The 20,380-nt window shown below is 54.8% G+C and carries 17 protein-coding genes; 9 read left to right on the top strand and 8 right to left on the bottom strand.

Annotation, left to right across the window (positions count from 1 at the left end; all coding sequences use genetic code 11):
* Nucleotides 1-253: 253 nt before the first annotated feature.
* From WHS46_07830 to WHS46_07810, 5 genes are all read right to left on the bottom strand, one after another.
* Entirely contained in the window at nt 254-748 is a 495-nt protein-coding gene (locus WHS46_07830; protein MEJ5348584.1) for a ferritin family protein, read from the bottom strand.
* Between the two features lie 119 nt (nt 749-867).
* Nucleotides 868-1,890, bottom strand: coding sequence for a DUF6569 family protein (locus WHS46_07825; GenBank protein ID MEJ5348583.1), 1,023 nt, complete (start codon nt 1,888-1,890; stop codon nt 868-870).
* 278 nt (nt 1,891-2,168) lie between these two features.
* A complete protein-coding gene (locus WHS46_07820; protein ID MEJ5348582.1) occupies nt 2,169-2,666 on the bottom strand; it encodes a hypothetical protein in 498 nt (165 codons plus the stop codon).
* Between the two features lie 94 nt (nt 2,667-2,760).
* Complete coding sequence (locus WHS46_07815) at nt 2,761-3,888, bottom strand: hypothetical protein (GenBank protein ID MEJ5348581.1); 1,128 nt, start codon at nt 3,886-3,888, stop codon at nt 2,761-2,763.
* Between the two features lie 373 nt (nt 3,889-4,261).
* The gene (locus WHS46_07810; GenBank protein ID MEJ5348580.1) at nt 4,262-5,239 is read right to left on the bottom strand and encodes a WYL domain-containing protein; all 978 of its coding nucleotides are present in this window, start codon (nt 5,237-5,239) and stop codon (nt 4,262-4,264) included.
* A gap of 190 nt (nt 5,240-5,429) precedes the next feature.
* On the opposite strand from WHS46_07810, the gene lpxK reads away from it, so the two are divergent.
* From lpxK to WHS46_07785, 5 genes are all read left to right on the top strand, one after another.
* Complete coding sequence (lpxK, locus tag WHS46_07805) at nt 5,430-6,737, top strand: tetraacyldisaccharide 4'-kinase (GenBank protein MEJ5348579.1); 1,308 nt, start codon at nt 5,430-5,432, stop codon at nt 6,735-6,737.
* Between the two features lie 100 nt (nt 6,738-6,837).
* The gene (locus tag WHS46_07800) at nt 6,838-8,142 is read left to right on the top strand and encodes a DUF401 family protein (protein MEJ5348578.1); all 1,305 of its coding nucleotides are present in this window, start codon (nt 6,838-6,840) and stop codon (nt 8,140-8,142) included.
* Nucleotides 8,143-8,246: 104 nt separating this feature from the next.
* On the top strand, nt 8,247-9,047 hold the full coding sequence (locus WHS46_07795) for a DUF2760 domain-containing protein (protein ID MEJ5348577.1): 801 nt from the start codon (nt 8,247-8,249) through the stop codon (nt 9,045-9,047).
* 11 nt (nt 9,048-9,058) lie between these two features.
* Nucleotides 9,059-10,882 carry an Hsp70 family protein gene (locus tag WHS46_07790; GenBank protein MEJ5348576.1) on the top strand — a complete coding sequence of 608 codons (1,824 nt, stop codon included), beginning with the start codon at nt 9,059-9,061 and terminating at the stop codon, nt 10,880-10,882.
* Nucleotides 10,879-13,782 carry an Hsp70 family protein gene (locus WHS46_07785; GenBank protein ID MEJ5348575.1) on the top strand — a complete coding sequence of 968 codons (2,904 nt, stop codon included), beginning with the start codon at nt 10,879-10,881 and terminating at the stop codon, nt 13,780-13,782. The genes WHS46_07790 and WHS46_07785 overlap by 4 nt, the downstream gene beginning before the upstream one ends.
* A gap of 112 nt (nt 13,783-13,894) precedes the next feature.
* On the opposite strand, the gene WHS46_07780 is transcribed toward WHS46_07785, so the two are convergent.
* From WHS46_07780 to WHS46_07770, 3 genes are read right to left on the bottom strand one after another with little or no spacing between them, the layout of a single operon-like run.
* Nucleotides 13,895-14,674 carry an ABC transporter permease gene (locus WHS46_07780; protein MEJ5348574.1) on the bottom strand — a complete coding sequence of 260 codons (780 nt, stop codon included), beginning with the start codon at nt 14,672-14,674 and terminating at the stop codon, nt 13,895-13,897.
* Nucleotides 14,671-15,441 (bottom strand): ATP-binding cassette domain-containing protein, encoded by a 771-nt coding sequence (locus WHS46_07775; protein ID MEJ5348573.1) that lies wholly within the window; start codon nt 15,439-15,441, stop codon nt 14,671-14,673. The genes WHS46_07780 and WHS46_07775 overlap by 4 nt, the downstream gene beginning before the upstream one ends.
* On the bottom strand, nt 15,438-16,442 hold the full coding sequence (locus WHS46_07770; protein MEJ5348572.1) for an ABC transporter substrate-binding protein: 1,005 nt from the start codon (nt 16,440-16,442) through the stop codon (nt 15,438-15,440). The genes WHS46_07775 and WHS46_07770 overlap by 4 nt, the downstream gene beginning before the upstream one ends.
* Nucleotides 16,443-16,926: 484 nt before the next feature.
* Here WHS46_07770 and WHS46_07765 point away from each other — a divergent pair, with 484 nt between their 5' ends.
* From WHS46_07765 to WHS46_07750, 4 genes are all read left to right on the top strand, one after another.
* Complete coding sequence (locus WHS46_07765) at nt 16,927-17,739, top strand: hypothetical protein (protein MEJ5348571.1); 813 nt, start codon at nt 16,927-16,929, stop codon at nt 17,737-17,739.
* Nucleotides 17,740-18,407: 668 nt separating this feature from the next.
* On the top strand, nt 18,408-18,812 hold the full coding sequence (locus WHS46_07760; protein MEJ5348570.1) for an ATPase domain-containing protein: 405 nt from the start codon (nt 18,408-18,410) through the stop codon (nt 18,810-18,812).
* A gap of 37 nt (nt 18,813-18,849) precedes the next feature.
* Nucleotides 18,850-19,623 carry an ATPase domain-containing protein gene (locus WHS46_07755; protein ID MEJ5348569.1) on the top strand — a complete coding sequence of 258 codons (774 nt, stop codon included), beginning with the start codon at nt 18,850-18,852 and terminating at the stop codon, nt 19,621-19,623.
* Nucleotides 19,620-20,306, top strand: a complete 687-nt coding sequence (locus WHS46_07750) for an ATP-binding protein (protein ID MEJ5348568.1) — start codon at nt 19,620-19,622, stop codon at nt 20,304-20,306. The genes WHS46_07755 and WHS46_07750 overlap by 4 nt, the downstream gene beginning before the upstream one ends.
* Nucleotides 20,307-20,380: the final 74 nt, after the last annotated feature.

Here is a 20,380-nt window from a genome sequence, read left to right as displayed (position 1 = left end):
GCAAGGAACCTAAATCGGGTTGCGGCCGGCTTGGTCGGCATCGATCCGAAAAACGGGATCTTAGGGGCGCACCGACGTCTGCTCCTCGGATTCGCCCCAGTTGCAGGTGCCTTCAGGAGCGGACACATCGGTCCGCCCCCACGGAATTTTCACCAAATGTCAAGACTATCCTGGGGGCCCTTTTTCGTCCGCGGACACACGGGGCTGCCCCTACCGGCTATGGGCTGCGGACCGACGGCGGTTGCTTCAAAACTCATGCGGAGGATGTTACCTTGCTGCGAAGGGTCAGAGCCTCCAGGCGTGCTTCCAGGATTTCCACATGAAGTTTTTCTTCCTCGATAATTTCCTGCAGGGCTCGAGCACTCTCCCCTTCGTCCATGAATCCCGTGAGCATATCGTAAAAGAGGATAGTGTCCTTTTCAAATTCCAGGGCCGTCTCTAGAATCTTTGCCACACTGTCCAAATGCGCCGGATCCACTTCCTTCAGACTGAAGCTCTGATCTCCGATCATGGATTGCAAAAGATCACCGCTTATCTCTCGCACCCACAGTTCTTCCCCTTCAGGCTTGCCGAGACGTTCCCTCAAATTCTCGAACCACACTCCATGGCGGGCTTCATCTTCTGCGAGATCCAGAAGAATTTTTCGCAATAGAGGATCCTTTTGCATCCGCGCTGCGTCGCGGTAATAGTTTTCGCCGTTCTTTTCAATGCGAACGGCCATCTTGAGCACTTCCTCGGCACTGAACACGAATCCAACCTCCTCTGTCCCCCGTCCCCTCTGCAGCTCCCTTGTGGAGGTTCGCCCTTGGACGGGCGAACCTCGCGAAAAACACTGTCAATCACTATGACCGCGGGCCGCTTTCAATGTCAAGACCCACCATTGCGGTTCCTTTGGCCCATGCGTCGTTTTCGCTCGGAAACCGAAGCTCGCCGTGTCGTCCGTTCCAGGAGACAATCCTTTTGGTTCGAGTCACCGGGAAAACATGAAAAGTGAAGCAGCCTTTCCGACCATACCAACCCGGATCCGATAAACTCCGCCGAATCCACGCGAAGATCGTTTCCGGCACCGGGAGATGGAAAAATCATTGCCGAACTGTGCAGCACGCCGCGCCACCAATCAGCAGCCTTTTCGAAAGCCGAAGGGGGATTCGGCGGCCTATAGAGCACCTCGAAGGCAAAGCTTTTCAGAATCTTGGGGAAAGCCTTTTGAAAGAGATTCTCGGATCCCAGGAGTTCTCCACCGAGAAGCCCTTGCGGTCCGAAAAAGATGGCTCCCACTTGATTCGACTCGGGTTTTAGTTTTTCCACGTACTCTTCCATAAGCCCATCGGCACGGTTACGGGCTTCTTGAAAGTCCTGTGTTGCCGATCGGGCTCCCGCTTCCGTCAGCCGACAGGCAACCTCATCCCACACGGCATGCTGATCACTAAAATAGCCCCTGTTATGTCTTAAGGACACCGTGACACTTTCCTTATGACGACGGCGAGACATTGCAGGAAAAACGGCTTTGGCGGCTTCGAAATCCTTGCGCTTGGCCCGCCACCGTCCAGCTTCCATGCACGAAACCGGCATGGTGAGGGTCATGCCTGCAAGCACCAGAATGGAGGCATTGACAATACGGTTCTGCTTCCCTCCCTTGAGCTCCTCACCGTCAAGGACCAGGATCGGAGCTTGACCACGGTTTTTGATGCGAAGGAAAGGAACTTGACCGGCTTCATCGGTTTCTGTGATTTCGGCCCATCCCTGTTCCAACGCCTCGTCCAAGAGTACTACCGCAGCGAACTCATGGACCGCTTCGCCGTCCCTGATGGGAAGCATTCCCAGGGAGGCGTGCTGAATGATGTTCCCCAGCGACAATGATTTAGGAATAAATTCTGAGACTCTGGCCATGATCGTTTCCTCCTTTTTCGTGCCGTAGGTTTGTCGCCCCGGCGGAGATCGTGATGGCCGTTTATAACAAGACTGGTCCCCCAAAGAGTGTCCGAGTATTGACGCCCAAAAAATCTTTTCTTGAAACCCATCATCGGCAGGGATCCGGGCAGAAAACACGTGCATCATGTGTTTCCTATTTGGGGAAGTTAGAACGGCGGGGGAGCGCCAGCTCGGGAGCAGATCTTTGAACTGTAAAACGTTAGTGGGCTCGAACGATTTCGTGCCCTAAAGCGCTGTTAGAGGATTTCATGCATTTGTTTGGCAAGGTACCGAATGAATAAAAGGACTTTTTCTCGGTAAGCCATGCCACGGGACGTGAGGAAGGGATTTTGCTCGGCACCGAAAAACTTCGACAAAAACAGAAACATTCGTTCCATGTCTTCTTGAAACCGGCGTCTTTTTTCCATCCATTCTACACTTTCCAGGAGCTGGGTGTCGGTCGGGCTGCTCGGAGCTGTTGCGTCCGAAGGCGTCTCCCGGTTTGGGCATTGTTTCTTGACTTTTTGAAGCCTTACGTAGATTTCAAACGCTCTTTGGATCTCATCTTTTTCACGCAAGGCTTTGCTCAGCTGTCGACGAAGTTCCTCGTTTTGCTCCCGCACCTTGTCCAGTTCCCGCTCCAGTTTAGACACATAGGTTTCCAGATGCTTCGTATAATCCGAGAGGTCGGTTTTTTGGATTTCGCTGAACAAAAATCCCATCAAGGCCATCTGGTAGGGGTGGGGCCAAAGCATAGCATGCTCCTCTTCATGATTCCCAGCGACTGTGGGCAGGCTGGAAAGGGGCTCCACGGGAGTCCTTTCCACCCATTCCTCTTATCTGACAATATCAATCCCATTCAAAGCTTTGAATAACTAGCATACCGGCTTCACGAGCCTTTTCCAAGACCTTTGGTTTGGCGTAATGGGTCACGACCAGGGGGATGAGCTCTTCCGGCATCAAGGCGCTCACCTTTTCCAACTTCGCTTGAAGGCTTTTCAGCTTGGAAGCATCATCTAGGCGAAGCACCGATTCCCCGATGAGAATCACGGGTTTTCCGTTTTTTCGAGCACGAGCAAAAAAGTTGATTTCTTCATCGGCGACGTCGGCTCGAACGATACGGTCCTGGACCACAATGCCGTGAAAGGTTGCCAAGTGGGCCGGAAGTTTTCGATAAGCTTCGTTTTCGAGAGCATAGGCCATGCTGCGGGCCAACCCACCGACTTGCTCCCGGGTGGCCTTGAGTCCACGGGCCAAAGAGGCCACTTCCTTCTCCGTTTGTTTTTGAGCTTCGGCCAGCTCTTCCAGGCGTTCTTCGGTGCGCTTCTGCGCTGCGGCCAGCTCTTCCAGGCGTTCTTCGGTACGCTTCTGCGCGGCGGCCAGCTCCTCCAGGCGCTCTTCGGTACGCTTTTGCGCTGCGGCCAACTCTTCGACCCGGGCTTCCGTACGCCTCTGCGCCTCAGCCAGCTCCTCAACCTTAAGCGCTAGGCTGTCCAGACGCTCTTCCGTCTTTTTCTGAGCTGCGGCCAGCTCTTCCAGGCGTTGTTCCGTACGCTTCTGCGCGGCGGCTAACTCTTCCAGGCGTTCTTCCGTGCGCTTTTGCGCTGCGGCTAACTCTTCGACACGGGCTTCCGTACGTTTCTGCGCCTCAGCCAGCTCCTCAACCTTAAGCGCTAGGCTGTCCAGACGCTCTTCCGTCTTTTTCTGAGCTGCGGCCAGCTCTTCCAGGCGTTCTTCCGTACGCCTCTGGGCTGCAGCTAACTGGTCAACCCTAAGTGTCAGACCTTCCAATCGCGCTTCCGTTTTAAGCTGAGCCTCGGCCAAATCTCGCACGATTTCTTTGAGTTCGTTGAATTCTCGCTTGGTCACAGATTCTTCACGGTTGCGCTCCACTTCCTCAAAGAGAGTTAAAAGTGCGTCCCGAAGATCCGGACCGATCCGTTCTAGTTTCCTGTAAAGGGCGACACTCATTCCCATTACTCTGGCACCTCTTAGCCCAACAAGGGCCTTCCTCGGAAGTTGCATGTTTCAGTTTATTCAGGAAAAGTTACATTTTTTTACCTTAGAAGGCCGTTCGAAGCAAGGGAGGGAGTCCACCTCAAGACGCCGGCATTCAGTGCCCTCCGACAATCCCAAAGGCTAGAAGCGTATCTGAGAAATGATTTCTCCCTGGGGGCGGGGCATGCCAGCCGCTCGAATGGCGGGCCTAGGGCCTACCGTACCGAAAAAGGACACTGTTTTAGGTTTTTTGGGGGCGAGGCGGTGCTTCACCCTTACTTTGAAACTGCATTGACGACATTGGTTCTGCAGGTTCTCGGGCAGGTTCCCAGGGTCGAGGCTCACAATACGCTCAGGTATCCTTATCCTGACTGTAAATATTCAGCATGGCCCGAAGCTCGTTCCGTAGTTTTTTGCGAAACCACGAAGGAGCCACGAGCTCCACATGGGATCCGTAGCGCAGGCTTTCGGCCAAAACTTCTGTTTCATGGGTGGCGGGAAAGGTGACTTCCACCTCGCCAGTATCCAGAATCTTTACGGATTGATCTTGATGCCAGTATTGATCCCTAGCCCATCGAGCCAAGGACACGTCGAATCGCAACGTGACATGGAAGCGCTCACGACCTCGAAAAATGCCGAAACTTGTCTCCAGCCGCTCCTGCCACTCTCGGAAATCCCTTGGCACAAAGCTCTCCACGGAGACCACACAACGTTGCATGCGCGCCAGGACAAAATCCCTCCAGTCTTCACGGAGAAGGCACCAGGCAAGAATGTGCCAGGTGCCCTGATAATTCACCATGTGATGGGGTTCCACGGTCCGCGTTGTTTTTTCGTTCCCATACGGGGAGGTGTAGTCAAAGATCAGACGGCGGCGTAGAATCACGGCCTTGAGAACACTTTGGAACGTTTCTTCGTCACAGGGAGCCACGTTGGTCCAACGAAGGGAAAAGGCTTTTCGAGGGTCAACACTGTTGAAAAAACGTTCGGCAAGAACTTTCTGAACCTTGCCGACGATCTTGGCGAGTTCCTTGCCCAGAGCCCCATGGGAAGCGTCTTCCAGGAGCTTTTGAATGGCCAACAGGTTGGTGAGTTCCACCGAGGTGAGCCCTGTTACCGGCAAAGCAAAATCTTCCTCGTAGCGGTATCCCTTTTTGTGGGGGACATATTCCAAAGGAGCACCGAATCGGTCCCGTATCCAGTCAATGGTTCGCTGGGCGGTTTTCTGAGAAATCTCAAACTTTTCGGCCATCTTTCGAGCATTTGGGAATTTTCCGGCTCGAATCTGAGCGTCCATCCATGCCAAGCGTTCCAGAAACAGTAATTCCCCCATGATGTCCCCTCCGTGTCTGTTGCCGTCGATGGCTCCCTGACACCCCAACAAGGCCTAAGCATGCCCCAAGGCACCACTGTAAGGTTTTAAATCATGTGGTCCAGATTATGCCTCAGGCTCAGCGTGCTTGTTCCTGCTAAGGCAATTGGGTAAAAGGAAAGGCGTTTTGTCAAGCTGGAAAGGGCACGGCATGGGAATGGTGGCACATAGGGTGTTCGAGTGGCTGTGGTATGGAACCACAGACGATTTGGGTCGTCGAATCGCCGCCAGGCTGTTAAGGCCTCTGGAAAAACTTTATTTGGCAGGGCTTCGCTTCGATCAAACGGCACGGCGTCGTCAATGCCAAAGCCTTCCCTGCCCCGTGGTGAGCATCGGGAACTTGACCGTTGGGGGCACGGGAAAAACCCCGGCTGTGCTGTGGATTGCCCGCCATCTCGCCCATCGGGGCTTGACCGTAACCATTCTCAGCCGAGGCTACGGTCGCTCAGGATCTGAAACGGTCAAGGTTCAACTGGACGCACCTACGCATGAACTTGCCGGACGTTACGGCGACGAACCCGTGCTCTTGGCCCGTACCCTTCCCCACGTTTCGGTCTGGGTCGGCTCAGATCGCGCCAAGTCCGGAAGCCATGCAGTGGATCACGATCACCCCGACATCATCGTCTTGGATGACGGATTTCAGCATCTTCAGCTCCATCGCGATCTCGATTTCGTGTTGCTGGACGCCGCTCGACCCTTGGGTAACGGAAAACTGTTACCTGCAGGACCGCTTCGAGAACCTCCGGAACACCTGGTTCGGGCTCATGCCATCGTTTTGGTGGGGGAAACCCGGAATGAACGGCAAGCAGTCAATCTTATTCGTGGGTATGTCTCGGCCGAAATCCCCATTTTCCGGGCTCGACTGGAACCCGAAGGGTTTTATCATGCCGCAACCATGGAACCGTTAGGGATCGCCGCCTGTCCGACATCGAAGGCCGGCGATGACTTTATTGGAAGCAAAGACTTTCGACCCGCCATGTATGCGGGCGGGACGCCCGAGCTTCCAGGAACGGGCTCTCTTTCAGACACGGTCCCGGGGAAAAAGCCGCTTTCCCGCGAGCTTCTGAGCGAAAGGGCCACCCACGGGGAAGGGTTCGACGGAAAGTGTGCGAGCTTTAAAAATGAACCCGCAAGACTTAAGGTTTTGGAAGAGCCGTGCCTGGCTGTTGCCGGAATTGCCAGACCGGAACGATTCTTTAACATGCTTCGGCATCTGGGTATCACGTGCCGAGCCTCTATGGCCTTTCCGGATCATCATCGGTGGACATTGGAAGACGTGCGGGCTCTCAGGCGGAAGCTTCAGACCACGGGAGCCCGCTGGGTTGTCACTACGGAAAAGGATGCTGTGCGCATGCCTCCTGCCTTGGCAGAGCGGGCCTTGTTCCTTCGCATCCGCATGGATTTTGGGTCGGATACGGAACCTTTGGTGCGTATCCTCTGGACCCGTTTGAAGGCGTGACCTGTCCAAAACGATATAAATAACTTCAATGGCTTATGGGGAACTCTTGTTTGAAGTACTCTGTAACGGACTATCGACAGCTTAACAGGAGGCATTTTTCATGCTGGATCACGTTCCCGCCCTTGTGCGGGTGCTCATGGTGTTTGTGGGCATGCTTATCGCCATTCGGAAGAAGGTGCCTTTGGGCCACGCCTTCTTTTTCGGTTCCGTTACCTTGGGATTTCTGTTCGCCATGGGTCCGCTGGAAGTGGCGGTTTCGGTGTTTCGATCTTTTACCCATGCCAAAACCCTTTCTCTGGCAGCCATCGTTTCTCTCATTCTAGTGCTCAGCCACAGTCTGGAAGCCGTCGGTCAAATGGAGCGTCTTCTGGCGAGCTTTCAGGGTTTAGTACGAGCCCCGAGGTTGAATCTGGTCGTTTTTCCATCGCTCATCGGTCTTTTACCCATGCCGGGAGGCGCGATCTTTTCCGCTCCCATGGTCAAGACTCTGGGACAAGCCTTTCGATTCACTGGAGATCAGCTGAGTTACATCAACTATTGGTTTCGCCACATTTGGGAATACTGGTGGCCTCTGTATCCTGGTGTACTTCTGACCACCACCATGGCCGGCTTGGATCTGTGGGTCTTTGTTTCAGCCCTTTTTCCCATGACCGTTGTGGCTGTGGCCGCAGGCTATCTGCCTCTTTCTTTCGCCGAAAATCCCTTGAAAAATCCCCGTGCCGCCGAGCCTGAAAATCATGCGAAAAATCGCCCTCCTCTTCAACCTTTTCTTCGGGAATTGACCCCTATCGCCATGGCTATCGCAGGTGGCCTTGGCTTGGGGTTCGTCCTTTCCGTGATCCTGCCGTCCACGGTGTCCATCGCCAAAGAACTGGGCCTGATGCTAGCGCTGGCTTTCAGCATCTTCTGGGTGTGGCGCACGGGGGGACTTGCGACCTCGGAGCGCCTGCGGATCCTCAAACGCCGCCAGCTTTGGGACATGTTTTATATGGTCGGTGCCATTCTGGTTTTCAAAGGCATTTTGGATGATGCCCAAGCCGTGCAAGCTATCAGTTCAGAACTTCTGGCCATGAAAATCCCTCTCATGCCTATCACCATGATTCTTCCTTTTCTTGTTGGCATGGTCGTGGGCATCACCATCGCGTTTGTGGGCACCACTTTCCCCATTCTCATTTCCTTGGTGCATAGTTTTGGAGAAGGCCATGCCATTTTGGGGTACATGATGCTTGGACTGGTAAGCGGCTTCGTGGGAGTTCTTTTGTCACCTCTTCACCTGTGTCTGCTGCTTTCCAACGAATATTTCGGGACCTCACTTACCAAGGTTCTGCGTTTGGTAGCCGGTCCCAGTGCAGTCCTTGTGGGGTGCAGCACCGTCTATTTCTTCATTCTTCGACACATCTTGTGACAAAGCCTTTGGATCCCTTGTTTCGGCAAGGAACTTTCTGTAAGCTTGCTTGCTTGCCTCGGCATGGGCTGAAGTGGACATCCATAAGAGCGTGGAGGAGACTCATGCAGCCAAAATCCAAATTAACCTTGCAGACCCTTATCGCCTGTGTGCTTTTTCAAGGCGTGGTGCTTGCCGCCTTTTTCTGGATGATGCGTCAAGGGCTTCAAAGCTTTCTCACCTGCCTTCAACCGTTCCAAGGAAACCAAGCAGGCATGCTGCCCACTGAATTGGCAACAGCCTTGAGTCGATTAGAAACCCTGATCCACCAAACACAACTTTATGCACCTTGGATCCTTTTCGGATTGGGATTCTTGGGGACCCTGTTTCTCTGGATCGTGGTGCAGGCTTTGGGACGCCGAGCTGTGGACGAAGCCGTCCAAGCAGCTTCTACCCAGGCCCATTCCGTCAAGGTGACGGTGTCTTCTCAAGAACCCAAAGATTCGGAAGTGCTTCCGCAAGACATGGATCCCAAGACGGTGGGTGCTGTGCAAATGCTTTCTGTGTTGCAAAGACAAGGACGCTTCATCGATTTTCTTCAGGAAGATCTCAGTCAATACCAAGATGCTCAGATCGGAGCCGCAGTCCGAAGCATTCACGAAGCCTGTAAGACGGCCTTATGGGAGTGTGTGGAGTTGGAAGCTGTCATGTTACAGGAAGAAGGGGCCATGGTCACGGTTCCTTCAGGATTTGATCCGGCGGCTATTCGGCTGACGGGTCATGTTTCGGGGGATCCTCCGTTCCGTGGTGTGCTACGTCATCGCGGCTGGCGTGTTCGATCCGTGCAACTGCCTCGCTTGACAGCCCAACTTGGCAAAGAACGCATCGTAGCCCCAGCGGAAGTGGAAATTCTGGAAGAATCTTAAGGAGGCTTGTTTTGTTGCACTCGCCTTATGTTGTGGGGATCGATCTAGGCACCACCCATTCGGTCATGGCTTGGACGGCAGAAGATGCTGCTTCCGGCGGCGCTTCGGACATTCAAATCGCTCCTATTCCTCAGGTAGTAGCTCCCGGAGAGGTCAAACCTCGGCCGCTTTTGCCGTCCTTTTTGTTTTTGCCCGGCCCTCACGATGTGGCTTCAGGTAGCTTGGCGTTACCCTGGTCGGAAGATCCCGGCTGGGTTGTGGGGCAATTCGCTCGCGAACGGGGTTCGGAAATCCCCAATCGTCTGGTATCTTCGGCAAAATCTTGGCTCTGTCATGCCGGGGTAGACCGCACGGCTCCTATTCTTCCATGGGATAGTCCTCAAGATGTGCGCAAGGTGTCCCCCGTGGAAGCTTCCACACTTTATCTCAGGCACCTCAAAGAGGCTTGGAACCATCTAAAGGCTCGGAACAGTTCCGCGTTTCTTCTGGAAAATCAGGATGTTTACCTGACCGTTCCGGCCTCGTTTGATGCCGTCGCTCGAGAACTCACGGTGCAGGCCGCTCGTGCTGCCGGTCTGGAACACCTTACTCTTTTGGAAGAACCCCAGGCGGCCGTTTACGCCTGGCTGGCGGCTCATGCCGACACCTGGAGGGACCTTCTTCGCGTGGGCGATGTGATTCTCGTGTGCGATATAGGAGGCGGCACCACCGATTTCAGCCTTATTGAAGTCATCGACGAAGACGGTGCTTTGGGACTTCGGCGAATCGCCGTCGGGAATCATTTGCTTTTGGGCGGTGACAACATGGATCTGGCCTTGGCTCATGGAGTGCGAGCCAAGCTGGCGGCATCCGGCATGAAGCTGGATGCCTGGCAGTTTCGAGGACTTTGGCATCAGTGTCGTCAGGCCAAGGAAAAACTTCTGAGCAAACCGGCCTTGGACAGTGTGCCCCTCACGGTTCTGGGACGAGGCACCTCGCTTATCGGAGGCACCCTACGCACGGAACTGACACGGGAAGAACTGGAACACATTCTTCTGGAAGGCTTTTTCCCGGAATGCAAACGGAACGCTGTGCCAAAACCTGCCGTCAAGGTAGGCGTGCGGGAAATGGGACTGCCCTACGAAACAGACCCTGCAGTCACACGCCATTTAGCGGCTTTTCTTTCGCAACATCTTCATGGGCATGACACAAGCCGATCCCAAGCTCCCACCCATGTGCTCTTTAACGGGGGTGTCATGAAGCCTCCCCTTGTGCGCGAGCGACTCCTGCACATTCTCGGGCTATGGTATCCAGACGCACCACCTCGAGAACTTCCCGCGGAAGATCTGGATCTGGCGGTCGCCAAGGGTGCGGCGGCCTATGGACAGGTGCGTCGAGGGCGAGGCTTACGTATTCGAGCCGGTGCTTCTCGAACCTATTACATCGGCATTGAATCGGCTATGCCGGCGGTCCCGGGGATCCCCACACCGGTCAAGGCCTTATGTGTCATTCCTTTCGGGCTGGAAGAAGGAAGCACGCTTACCCTGGAAGACCGGGATTTCGGTCTTGTGGTAGGGGAACCGGCCGTGTTTCCTTTGCTGGCTTCCACGACACGTAAGGAAGATGCTCTCGGTGAAGTGGTGGAAGACTGGGCGGGAGAAATCACCGAAGTCATCACCATGGAGACCGCTCTGCAGCCTACAGAAACAGAAGAAGGCGGCACTGTCGTCCCTGTGAAGCTGGAAGCCGCCTATACGGAAACCGGCGTGCTGGAACTGTGGTGTGTGCACCGGGATGATCCGAAACGTCGTTGGAAACTTCAGTTTAACCTGCGAGAGTCCAATCATTCCTCATGATATCCGAACATTCTTCGTCTCGATACATCGTAGGCATTGACCTGGGCACCACCAATTCGGCCATGGCTTATGTGGATTGTGCCCGGGCTGGCCAGGTGAAACTTTCTTCGGCCATTCGCGTCTTTTCGGTGCCTCAATTGGTGGCTCCCGGCGAAACGGCCAAGCGTCCTTTGCTTCCTTCGTTTTTGTACCTTCCGGGTCCCTATGACCTTCCGGCCGGAGCCACGGCTCTCCCCTGGGATCCGTCCCGATCCTACGCCGTGGGGGAATTTGCTCGGGAACAGGGCGCTCTGGTTCCCGGCCGATTGGTCTCGTCCGCCAAATCCTGGCTGTGTCACGCCGCCGTGGATCGGCAAGCCCCCATTTTGCCATGGGGAGCCGGCCGTGATATTCCTCGAGTGTCTCCCGTGGAGGCGTCGGCACGGTATCTTCAACACCTTCGAGAAGCCTGGAACCACGAAATGGCTCGAGGCCCAGATGATGAGGAAAACCTTCTCGAAGAACAGCTGGTCATTCTCACCGTGCCCGCTTCCTTTGATGAAGTGGCCCGGGAACTGACCGTCGAAGCCGCTCTTCAAGCGGGCCTCAAAAAGGTGGTGCTTCTCGAAGAACCTCTAGCCGCTTTTTACGCGTGGCTGGCTGCCCATGAAGATTCCTGGGAACGTCGGGTTAAACCGCAGCAATTGGTGTTGGTCTGTGACGTAGGCGGAGGCACCACGGACTTTACGGCCATCGCCGTGCGAGCGGGTCGAAGCGGCCTTCGTTTCGACCGTCTTGCCGTCGGCGAGCACCTGATGCTGGGCGGTGACAATATGGATCTGACCTTAGCTCGGCGTTTGGAAATAGCCCTTTTGGGTGCTCCCGGGAAATTGGACGCACAGCGCTGGCATCAGCTCTGCCACGGATGCCGACAGGCCAAGGAAACCCTTCTTTCAGAAAAGGCCGACAGGGATCGTTTCGATGTCACCGTGATGGGCACGGGCGGCAAACTCATTGCTGGAACCTTGAAAGGCACCCTGACTCGAGACGAGGTCTTTCAGTGGATCTTGGAAGGCTTTTTCCCATCGGCTCCTTATGAAGAAGACCCTCAGGAAGGGCGTCGCTCGGGCCTTACCGAATTCGGCCTTCCCTACGTGCAGGATCCCGCCATCACAAAACATCTCGCCTTCTTTTGGCGTCGTCATGAACAACTTTTGCGCCAGGAGACCGAACGGGCGCATCCCTATCCGGATTTTATTCTCTTCAATGGAGGGGCTCTGAGCCCTGCAAAGATTCGACAACGTCTTCGAGAAGTCCTCGGCCGATGGTTTCAAGACCGAACCTTTCCGGGCTGGATGCCGGAAGAACTGGAAAATCCGAGACCGGATCTGGCTGTGGCGGTCGGGGCGGCTTATTACGGTCTGGTGCGAACGGGAGCCGGGATCCGAGTCGGGGCCGGAACGCCTCGAGCCTACTATCTGCTGGTGGAATCCAAAGATCCCAAAGGCATCGGTGAAACGCAGGAGGCTTCGATCCATCACGCCGTGTGTCTTCTGCCTCGAGGCACCGAAGAAGGTTATGAGAGCGTGTTGCAAGAACCCACCTTTGCCGTGCTCACCAATCAACCGGCTGGTTTTCAGATTTTTAGTTCCCACACCCGCCTGGGTGACGCTCAAGGCGATCTGGTCACCTTGAACCCGGAGGAAGTAACAGAACTTCCGCCTATTCGCACAGCTCTGCGTTTCGGCAAGAGCGGTACCGCGCAAAAGCTTCCGGTGCGTATCGCCATAAAGCTCACCGAAGTGGGCACCTTGGAACTCTGGTGTCGATCCCTGCACACACCTCACGAATGGCGATTGCGCTTTGATGTAAGGCGTCAGAGCCCGGAATCCCCAACGGATCTGAGATCCCCCGCCGAAACCCTCGATGAAGCCGTCGTCCAAAAGGCCAAGGAAAGAATAGCCGCCGCATTTTCAAAAGCTTCCCAGCCCGACACTTCCAAAGTTTCTCCGGAAAAACTCGTCAAGGATCTGTGTGACCTTCTGGAGATGCCTCGGCACAAATGGTCCACAAGCCTGATTCGCACTCTGGCCGATGGGCTTCTGGAATACCGAGAGGGCCGTGCCTTGAGTGCCCAGCATGAGGCGCGTTGGCTCAATCTTTTAGGCTATTGTCTCCGGCCCGGTTACGGGGATCCCGTCGACGAATGGCGCATGCAGGAAGTCTGGAAAATCTATCCGCAAGGTCTTTGTTTTCCCCGACATGTGCAGTGTCGCGTGGAATGGTGGATTTTTTGGAGACGAGTGGCCGGAGGCCTTTCTGCAGGGCGCCAATGGCACATGGCTCAACAGGTTTTACCCTTACTGGTCGCTGAAGAAAGCGGAAAAAAATCCAAGAAAAAGTCAGGCCTCCGTCTTTTTCCTCAGGAAATGAACGAAGTCTGGATGGCTTTGGCCACTTTCGAACGTCTTCCTGCTAATGTCAAAGAATCCCTTGGAAAAACCGCACTGGAACGGGTCCTGGTGCGACGCCCCACACCTCAGGACCTATGGGTGCTTACACGGCTGGGAGCTCGAAAACCTTTCTACGGGCCCGTGGATCGAGTCCTTCCTTCTGCGGTGGTTTCCACCTGGATCGATCGCATTCTGACGGCACATCCTGCGGCGACGGAATCTGTGGCTCAAATGGTGGTTCATCTGGCCAGAAGAACCGGGGATCGTGCTCGGGATCTTTCAGAAGAGATCTTGAAGCGCATCGAACGATGGCTGGACGGTTTGGGATCGGGTGCGGAAGTGTATCGGGATCGGCTGCTCAACCCGGAAAGTTCGCTTCGGCCCGAAGAAGAAAGCTGGCTGTTCGGAGAAACTCTTCCCTTGGGCCTGAGCCTTCTGACTCAGGACTTGGATCCCAACGACACATAATTTCTTCCAACCCCGTGTAAGGAGAAGTAGACATCCTCGGTCGCTGAAGTTCTGGTGACAATCTTGTTACAATGACGTTTCCGTTTACTCCATGAGCCCTTGAGGTCACACCTCATCCACGGCGGCGGGCCGCTTGCCAGCGGCACAAAACCTTTTCCAGGGCGGCGATGGTTTCAAATAGAGCCGCTCCGAGAAGGCTCATGCCCAAAATGCCCACAAACATATTCCCGTAATCAAGGCGTCCCCATGCATCCATGATGAGGTATCCCAAGCCGCGGGATGTGGCGAAGGATTCCACGAAAAACAACACGGCTACGCCTGTGCCTGTTCCCAATCGTAAAGCCGTAAAACCATGGGGCAAAGCGGCGGGAAGAAGCACATGGCGAAACAGAGACCATGGGCCGGCCCCGAGCGTTCTTACGGAATCCAAGTACTTAGGATTAAGGCCGGCCACACCGTCACGCACGGCCACCAGCACCTGGTAACCTACAATCAAGGCAATGAGAAGAACCTTGGAAAAATCCCCAAGCCCGAAAAGCAGCAGCACCACCGGAAGAAGGACGATCTTGGGAACGGGATAGGTGAGGAAAACCAGAGGAGCAAGCCAGGCATCCACTTTCTTGTGACTACCCATGAGGATTCCCAGGGGAAACCCGACGCTCCAAGCCGCAAGCATGGAGAAAACCACGCGCCGTGTGCTGGCATGAAAGTGTTCCCAAAAGCTTTTGGTCACCAGAGCCTGCAGGAACGCCGTAGCGGCCTTACCCGGTCCCGGAAGAACCTGGCCTCCTCGATACCCTTGGGCGAGAATCCACCAGATCAAAGCCAGAAAAGCCAGAGCCGCACCGAAACGAAAAAGGCGTGGCAGGAAAGTGTCAGCATCATTTTTCATGAAGCCCCATCTCCCGGCACGGCGTGATCCAAGGCGGCACGAACCTGCTGGACCAGACTGTAAAAGGCCGGATTCTTTCGACCCCGAGCATTCCCGAAATAGGGATTGTCTACGACGGTGACGAACCGAGCCGGATTTCCTGCCATGACACAAATCTTTCGCCCAAGAAAAACCGCTTCATCCACGCTATGCGTCACAAGGACGTAGGGAACGCGCACACTTTGCCACATGTCCAAGAGTGTGTGCTGCAAACGTTCTCGAGTGATGGCATCCAGGGAGGAAAAAGGCTCATCCAGAAGCAACACTCCCGGTTCCGCGGCAAGCGCACGAGCCAACGCCACGCGCTGTTGTTCCCCGCCACTAAGCTGTGCCGGAAAACAGCGTTCCCGACCTTTGAGGCCCAGTATTTGTAACCAAACCGAAGCACGCCGAGTTCGTTCAGCCCTTGACACTCCCTGAATGGTCAAGCCCAAAATCACATTGTCCCAGACCGTCTTCCACGGTAGAAGGCCATAATCTTGAAGCACCACGGCAATATCCCGCCTCGGGCGATCCACCGGATGTCCCTCATACATGACCGTACCCGCATCGGGACGCGTCAGGCCGCATAGCAAATACAGCAAGGTGCTCTTGCCGCACCCGGACGGTCCCACCACGGCATAGGTATCGTCTCTTCCCAGACGGAGGGACACCTCGGACAGCACCATGCCTCGATGAGGGTAGCTCTTCACCAAATTCCGGGCTTCCAAAACCACGCCGTGGCTCACGGCCTGCCACTCCACGTGAGATCCGCAACTTTTATAGCCTCCGTGACAAGGCCTCGAGCCCGCATCCAACTCACGAGCCGTTCCACGTCCGCATAGGGCGGTAACCCCGCTTCTGGAAATACGGGCATCTGGAAAGTGGCTGCCAGTTGTTCTGGAATGCGGCAGGAAGCTACCATGAGAGAGCGGTATTTTTCGGGATTTGCAGCCAGAGCGGAGAGGGCCTCCCTGTAAGCATTTAAAAACTTTTCTCCCGTTTGGGTATCATCGGTCAAAAGTCGATCCAATAAGCCTACGACAGTGAGTGTCACCTGAAGATTTTCGTCGGTAACATAAACGCGTGCCCCTTGCGATTCCGCAAGGGTCACCAAGGGTTCGGGAAGAATGGCTGCATCGAGACGGCCTCCAAGAAGCATCTGCATGCGGACGGGAATCTTTTTCACTTCCAGACGTTCCAAACGGCCGCGTGGTACAAGACCCTGTTCTTCCATGAGGTCCAAAAGGTATTCCATGATGGTGGCATTGGAAAGTCCGACGGTTCCGGAGGGAAGAGCGTCCAAGGACGTTGCTTCCAAGCCTGGTCGTCCCAGTAACGCGAACTGCCTTTGGCCAGGGCGACTGGCGTAAGCCACGGTGACGATGCGCATGGGAACCCCGCTGCGTACCATGAGCACCGTATTCACCATATCCCCGAAATAACCTTCCAGTTGCCCGGCCTGCATGGCCGCATCCCGTTCCAGAGCGCTGTCAAAGGAGATCAGCTGAACGTTCAGACCATGTTTGGCAAAATAGCCTTCTGTGAAAGCGATCTGAAGGGGCAGAGTGTCCAAGACCGGAAGAATTCCCACACGCAAAGGCTTTTGAGAGGCGTGCGAAGGTCGCCCAAGAATTCCAAGAACCAGAATTCCAAGCAAGATGATTGAAGGCAGCCTGCGGTAGAATGCTTGAGGACGTTGCTTAGGCGCGGGGCAAAAGGCGTTTTCGTCCACACACAGAAACGTCATGGTTCTGTCCTCCCTTATGATGCCTGTTTCTTGGGAACATTCGCAGGAAAGCTGCCACAGGCGGGCATTGGCGTCAATGACCAAGGTTTATGGAAGGGTCGTTCGGATGGGCGAAAAACCTTTTGCTGTGGGGGCGCACCGGTGTATGCGCCCCGTCCCATTCCCTGCGACCCGATAATCTGCGGGCGGATACATAGGTCCGTTCCTACGATGTTTAGTGGTTGTTCGAACATACGGAGCTGCATATACGGGTTGATAGGGATCGGGGAGACCCCATAGGTGCGGCTCCACCATGTTTGGGGAGGTCCAAAAATATGGGGCCGGTGGATACGAAGCGGTGGTGATCGGGGCGGACATAGGGAGCCACCCCTGTAGGATTTGGGTCTGGGGAAGAGGCCTGCAGGCAGGGTTGGTGCCTTGGGCGCTTGTGTGATAAAAAGGGTTCGGTTAGCTGACTTGCGCGATAGGCGCTTCGGAGATCCCCATGCCACCTTCTTTTCGACAGCTCTTTTTGGATTTTGCGGCTATACGCCGGCAAAGCTTTGCCGCCTGCAAAGATTCGTCGGGTTTCAGCGCTGCTCTTCTTTACGCTCAGAAGACTTCATCACAGGGCTTGGAAAGCGGTGTCCCGAAAGGCCTTCTTCAGGCACTGGATCGTTTGCTTCAATGGCCCGGGGCTTCGGCCGACAAGGTTACCCTCACTCAAGCCCTTCTCGACCCTTACTTTCCAGCGGAAATGATTCAAGGGACAATCTTTTCCCATGTCACCGGCATGCGCTTTTATATCGACAAAGACCGTCCAGAAATGCAGCCGCTGCTCCTGAGAGACCTGACCCGATTCGCCGAAGCTTTTTTAGAAATACGCCATGATTTGGCACGGCTGCCCTCTTTTGCTTCTTTGCTTCTTTCAACGGACAGTCGCCCGCATCCTGTGCCTTCAGGCCAGTGGTGCCACATGTGCGGCACATGCTGTGAAATCGGCGGTGTGCCCGCTGTTGCTCCTCCAGGCGTGACCTACCCTTCCCATTGGCGAGCCCTTCTGGAAGGCACGCGCTTGGACAACCAGCAGCTTTGCCCCTTTCTCTTTCAGTCTCCGGGTTCCAAACACCATTTTTGCTCCATTCATCCCATCAAACCCCTTCCATGCCAGGCCTTTGATGCCGAGGACTGCCGCGCTCGACGCCGTAACGGCTCCCTGCACCAATCCATCTTTGACCCTAGTCCTTCGACACTGACGCCTTCCAATAGCCTCGCCGCCCCCACAATTCCCCGCAGCTTTACCGACACTGGGTTCTGAAACCACGTCCGTCTCGTCCCTACAAAAGCCTAGGAGCGCGCCTGAGTACTCGAAACACCAAGGTCTTTAATGTCATTTCAATGGAGGGACAAGGCCGCCTCGCCCCTTCAAACCTGAAACTGTTTCTGAAAGCGCGGACCTTCGGCTCGTCATTTGTGGGGGCGGACCGCCTGCACTCACAGGAAGAAATGCTTCTCGGACAAGCTCCTACTCTTTCTTTTGGCGTTCTAGCAGACGGGAAAATCTGCTCGAAAAGCCTGAATCCGCTGTTACAAAGAGTGTGCGCGAAGTCTGTGGGTAATGCTTAGTCAAAAGGAACGTTGTCTCTGCAACCTCCTGCAACGCCATGCATGATCGCATGCTCTTTCCGTCTCTGCTCATTAAGTCGAGACCTCTTTAAGGTTATCGTTCCCCCTCTTTTCACGTTTCCCATGGCTGCAGCCAACGCAACCTGCGCCCAAACAGATCCGCGGCCACTTCTGTCATGTCTCTTTGAACAAGGGGCCACGCACATCGTTTGTTTCTTGGCTCTGTTCGCAGCGCTCGAGGGGTACATGGAAAGGAGCTATCCGCCTTAGGGTGTCTTCAGTTTGTGCAAAAGCCTGGACAGATAAGAATCGCTGATAGCTAGCATGGGTTTGGTTCGCGCTGTAAGGAAAGGGCAGAGGATGAACTTTGAGACCCCTTCAAGGATTTCCACAGGCATCCCGGGCACGGACACCGTGCTTTACGGGGGTTTTGTCAGCACTTTTTCTTATCTCATTCGAGGGGGCCGTGGCACCGGGAAGACAACCTTTGGACTCCACTTTCTTACAGCCCCGCAAATCGACTCCGAAACCTCTTTATTCATTACCCTCAGCGAACCCGCCGAAAAGATTCGCCGCATCGGGGTCGCCATGGGCTTTGATTTTTCTCGTGTCCACATACTGGACTTGAGTCCGGGACCGGAATTCTTTGGCAAGATTGAGTCTTACGACATCTTCGCTCCAGCTGAAGTGGAGCGGGAACCACACAGCGCATCGTGGAAACCGTGCAATAAATCAAGCCTGGACGGGTTTTTATCGATTCCATGACTCAGTTTCGGTATCTCTCCAGTGACCCTTTCATGTTTTGGAAACAATCCTTGTCCTTCATCCGTTTCTTGTGGAACAAGGAGCCACGGTTCTGTTTTCGTCGCAATCCAGTCCGGAGACACCCGACGAGGACCTGCAGTTTCTCTGCGACGGGATCATTCGTCTCCATTTGTCCAAAGATCTTCGCACTATTCAAGTGACCAAGTTTCGAGGTTCCCGGTTCCGACATGGCAGCCATGAATTCGAAATCACTCCCCGGGGTGTCGTAGTTTATCCCAAAGTACGAACCGGGGAGATGAGTGTGGAACGCTCAGCGGAGATGCTGTCCTGCCGTATTCCGGAACTGGACCAGCTGCTTGGTGAAGGTCTTCAGCGATGCACCACCACGTCCATTGTCGGTCCTACAGGAGTGGGCAAAAGCACTCTGGCCATGGCGTTTGCCAAGGAAGCGGCCGGCCGTGGAGAACGCACGGTCATGTACGCCTTTGATGAAGAGCCGCATAAAATTCTTCTGCAATGCGACCGAGTTAACATTCCGGCTCGAGCCATGAGTTCCCGGATGCGTGAGACGGTCAAAATGCTTCGATCGACCTTGCCATTTACCATTGAGGTTCGGGAGCACTACGCCGATTTTGTTCCCACGGTCATGGCGGATCCAACGCAAATGCAGCAGATGATTATGAACCTGTGCACCAACGCTTTTCATGCCATGAAGGACCATGGAGGCACGCTGAACTTAAGGCTGAAAACGTGCGGCTGGACAAACACGGTGAAGAAAAGACTTTGGGGTTGGAACCAGGAGATCATGTGATTTTGTCGGTAAGGGATACGGGGCACGGCATGAGCCCCGAGGTCATGGAGCGAATTTCTGAACCATACTTCACCACCAAAGAAGTAGGCGAAGGCACCGGTCTAGGCCTTTCGGTGGTGCACGGCATCGTTCGTAGCCTAGGACGTACCATCAACGTAGAAAGCCGCCCCGGGCTGGGAAGCCTTTTTCGCGTTTTTCTTCCTGCATCACCACAGGATCGAGCCGTCTGCAGTACGGACAGAACCGTGGGGACGCTCATGCGCGGCACGGAACGCCTCGTGGTGGTGGACGATGCGGTCATGTTGGTTCACTTGACCAAAAACCTTTTGGAAAACCTTGGCTATACCGTCAAAGGTTTTTCCGATGCGGAAGAAGCTCTGAAGTACCTGAAAGAAAACGTTTTCCACACGGACCTTCTTATCACTGACCTCACCATGCCTAAGCTCACAGTCGAAAAACTGGCCGAAGCCGTTTGGGAACTTCGGCCGGATCTGCCTGTGGTGCTGACTTCGCGATACGGCGAAGGTCTTTTGCAAAAGAAAGGGCTTATAAAAGGCTTCGCGTCATTTCTAAAAAAAGCCGTACACATCCGTGGATCTTTCCATGACGGGTGGATCTTTCCATGGCGGTCCGCCACGCCCTTGAGCTTAAGAAATCGGGCTCCTCAGGTCCAGGGCTCATAGCCACGGCCTTGTACAGGGCTTTCAGCGCCATGAGCCCTCTTGAGTGTTCCACCGCTGAGGAATCAAGGGCATCC

Origin of the sequence: Desulfosoma sp. (assembly GCA_037481875.1) — a bacterium.
Taxonomy (GTDB): Bacteria; Desulfobacterota; Syntrophobacteria; order Syntrophobacterales; family DSM-9756; genus Desulfosoma.
This window is presented reverse-complemented; position numbering and strand designations above follow the sequence as displayed.

Bases quoted from the DNA above. Each gene is read 5' to 3' on its own strand.
- WHS46_07825 (MEJ5348583.1), bottom strand. From the start codon at position 1,890: ATGGCCAGAGTCTCAGAATTTATTCCTAAATCATTGTCGCTGGGGAAC.
- WHS46_07820 (MEJ5348582.1), bottom strand. From the start codon at position 2,666: ATGCTTTGGCCCCACCCCTACCAGATGGCCTTGATGGGATTTTTGTTC.
- WHS46_07815 (MEJ5348581.1), bottom strand. From the start codon at position 3,888: ATGGGAATGAGTGTCGCCCTTTACAGGAAACTAGAACGGATCGGTCCG.
- WHS46_07810 (MEJ5348580.1), bottom strand. From the start codon at position 5,239: ATGGGGGAATTACTGTTTCTGGAACGCTTGGCATGGATGGACGCTCAG.
- lpxK (MEJ5348579.1), top strand. From the start codon at position 5,430: ATGGGAATGGTGGCACATAGGGTGTTCGAGTGGCTGTGGTATGGAACC.
- WHS46_07800 (MEJ5348578.1), top strand. From the start codon at position 6,838: ATGCTGGATCACGTTCCCGCCCTTGTGCGGGTGCTCATGGTGTTTGTG.
- WHS46_07795 (MEJ5348577.1), top strand. From the start codon at position 8,247: ATGCAGCCAAAATCCAAATTAACCTTGCAGACCCTTATCGCCTGTGTG.
- WHS46_07785 (MEJ5348575.1), top strand. From the start codon at position 10,879: ATGATATCCGAACATTCTTCGTCTCGATACATCGTAGGCATTGACCTG.
- WHS46_07780 (MEJ5348574.1), bottom strand. From the start codon at position 14,674: ATGAAAAATGATGCTGACACTTTCCTGCCACGCCTTTTTCGTTTCGGT.
- WHS46_07770 (MEJ5348572.1), bottom strand. From the start codon at position 16,442: ATGACGTTTCTGTGTGTGGACGAAAACGCCTTTTGCCCCGCGCCTAAG.
- WHS46_07765 (MEJ5348571.1), top strand. From the start codon at position 16,927: ATGCCACCTTCTTTTCGACAGCTCTTTTTGGATTTTGCGGCTATACGC.
- WHS46_07760 (MEJ5348570.1), top strand. From the start codon at position 18,408: ATGAACTTTGAGACCCCTTCAAGGATTTCCACAGGCATCCCGGGCACG.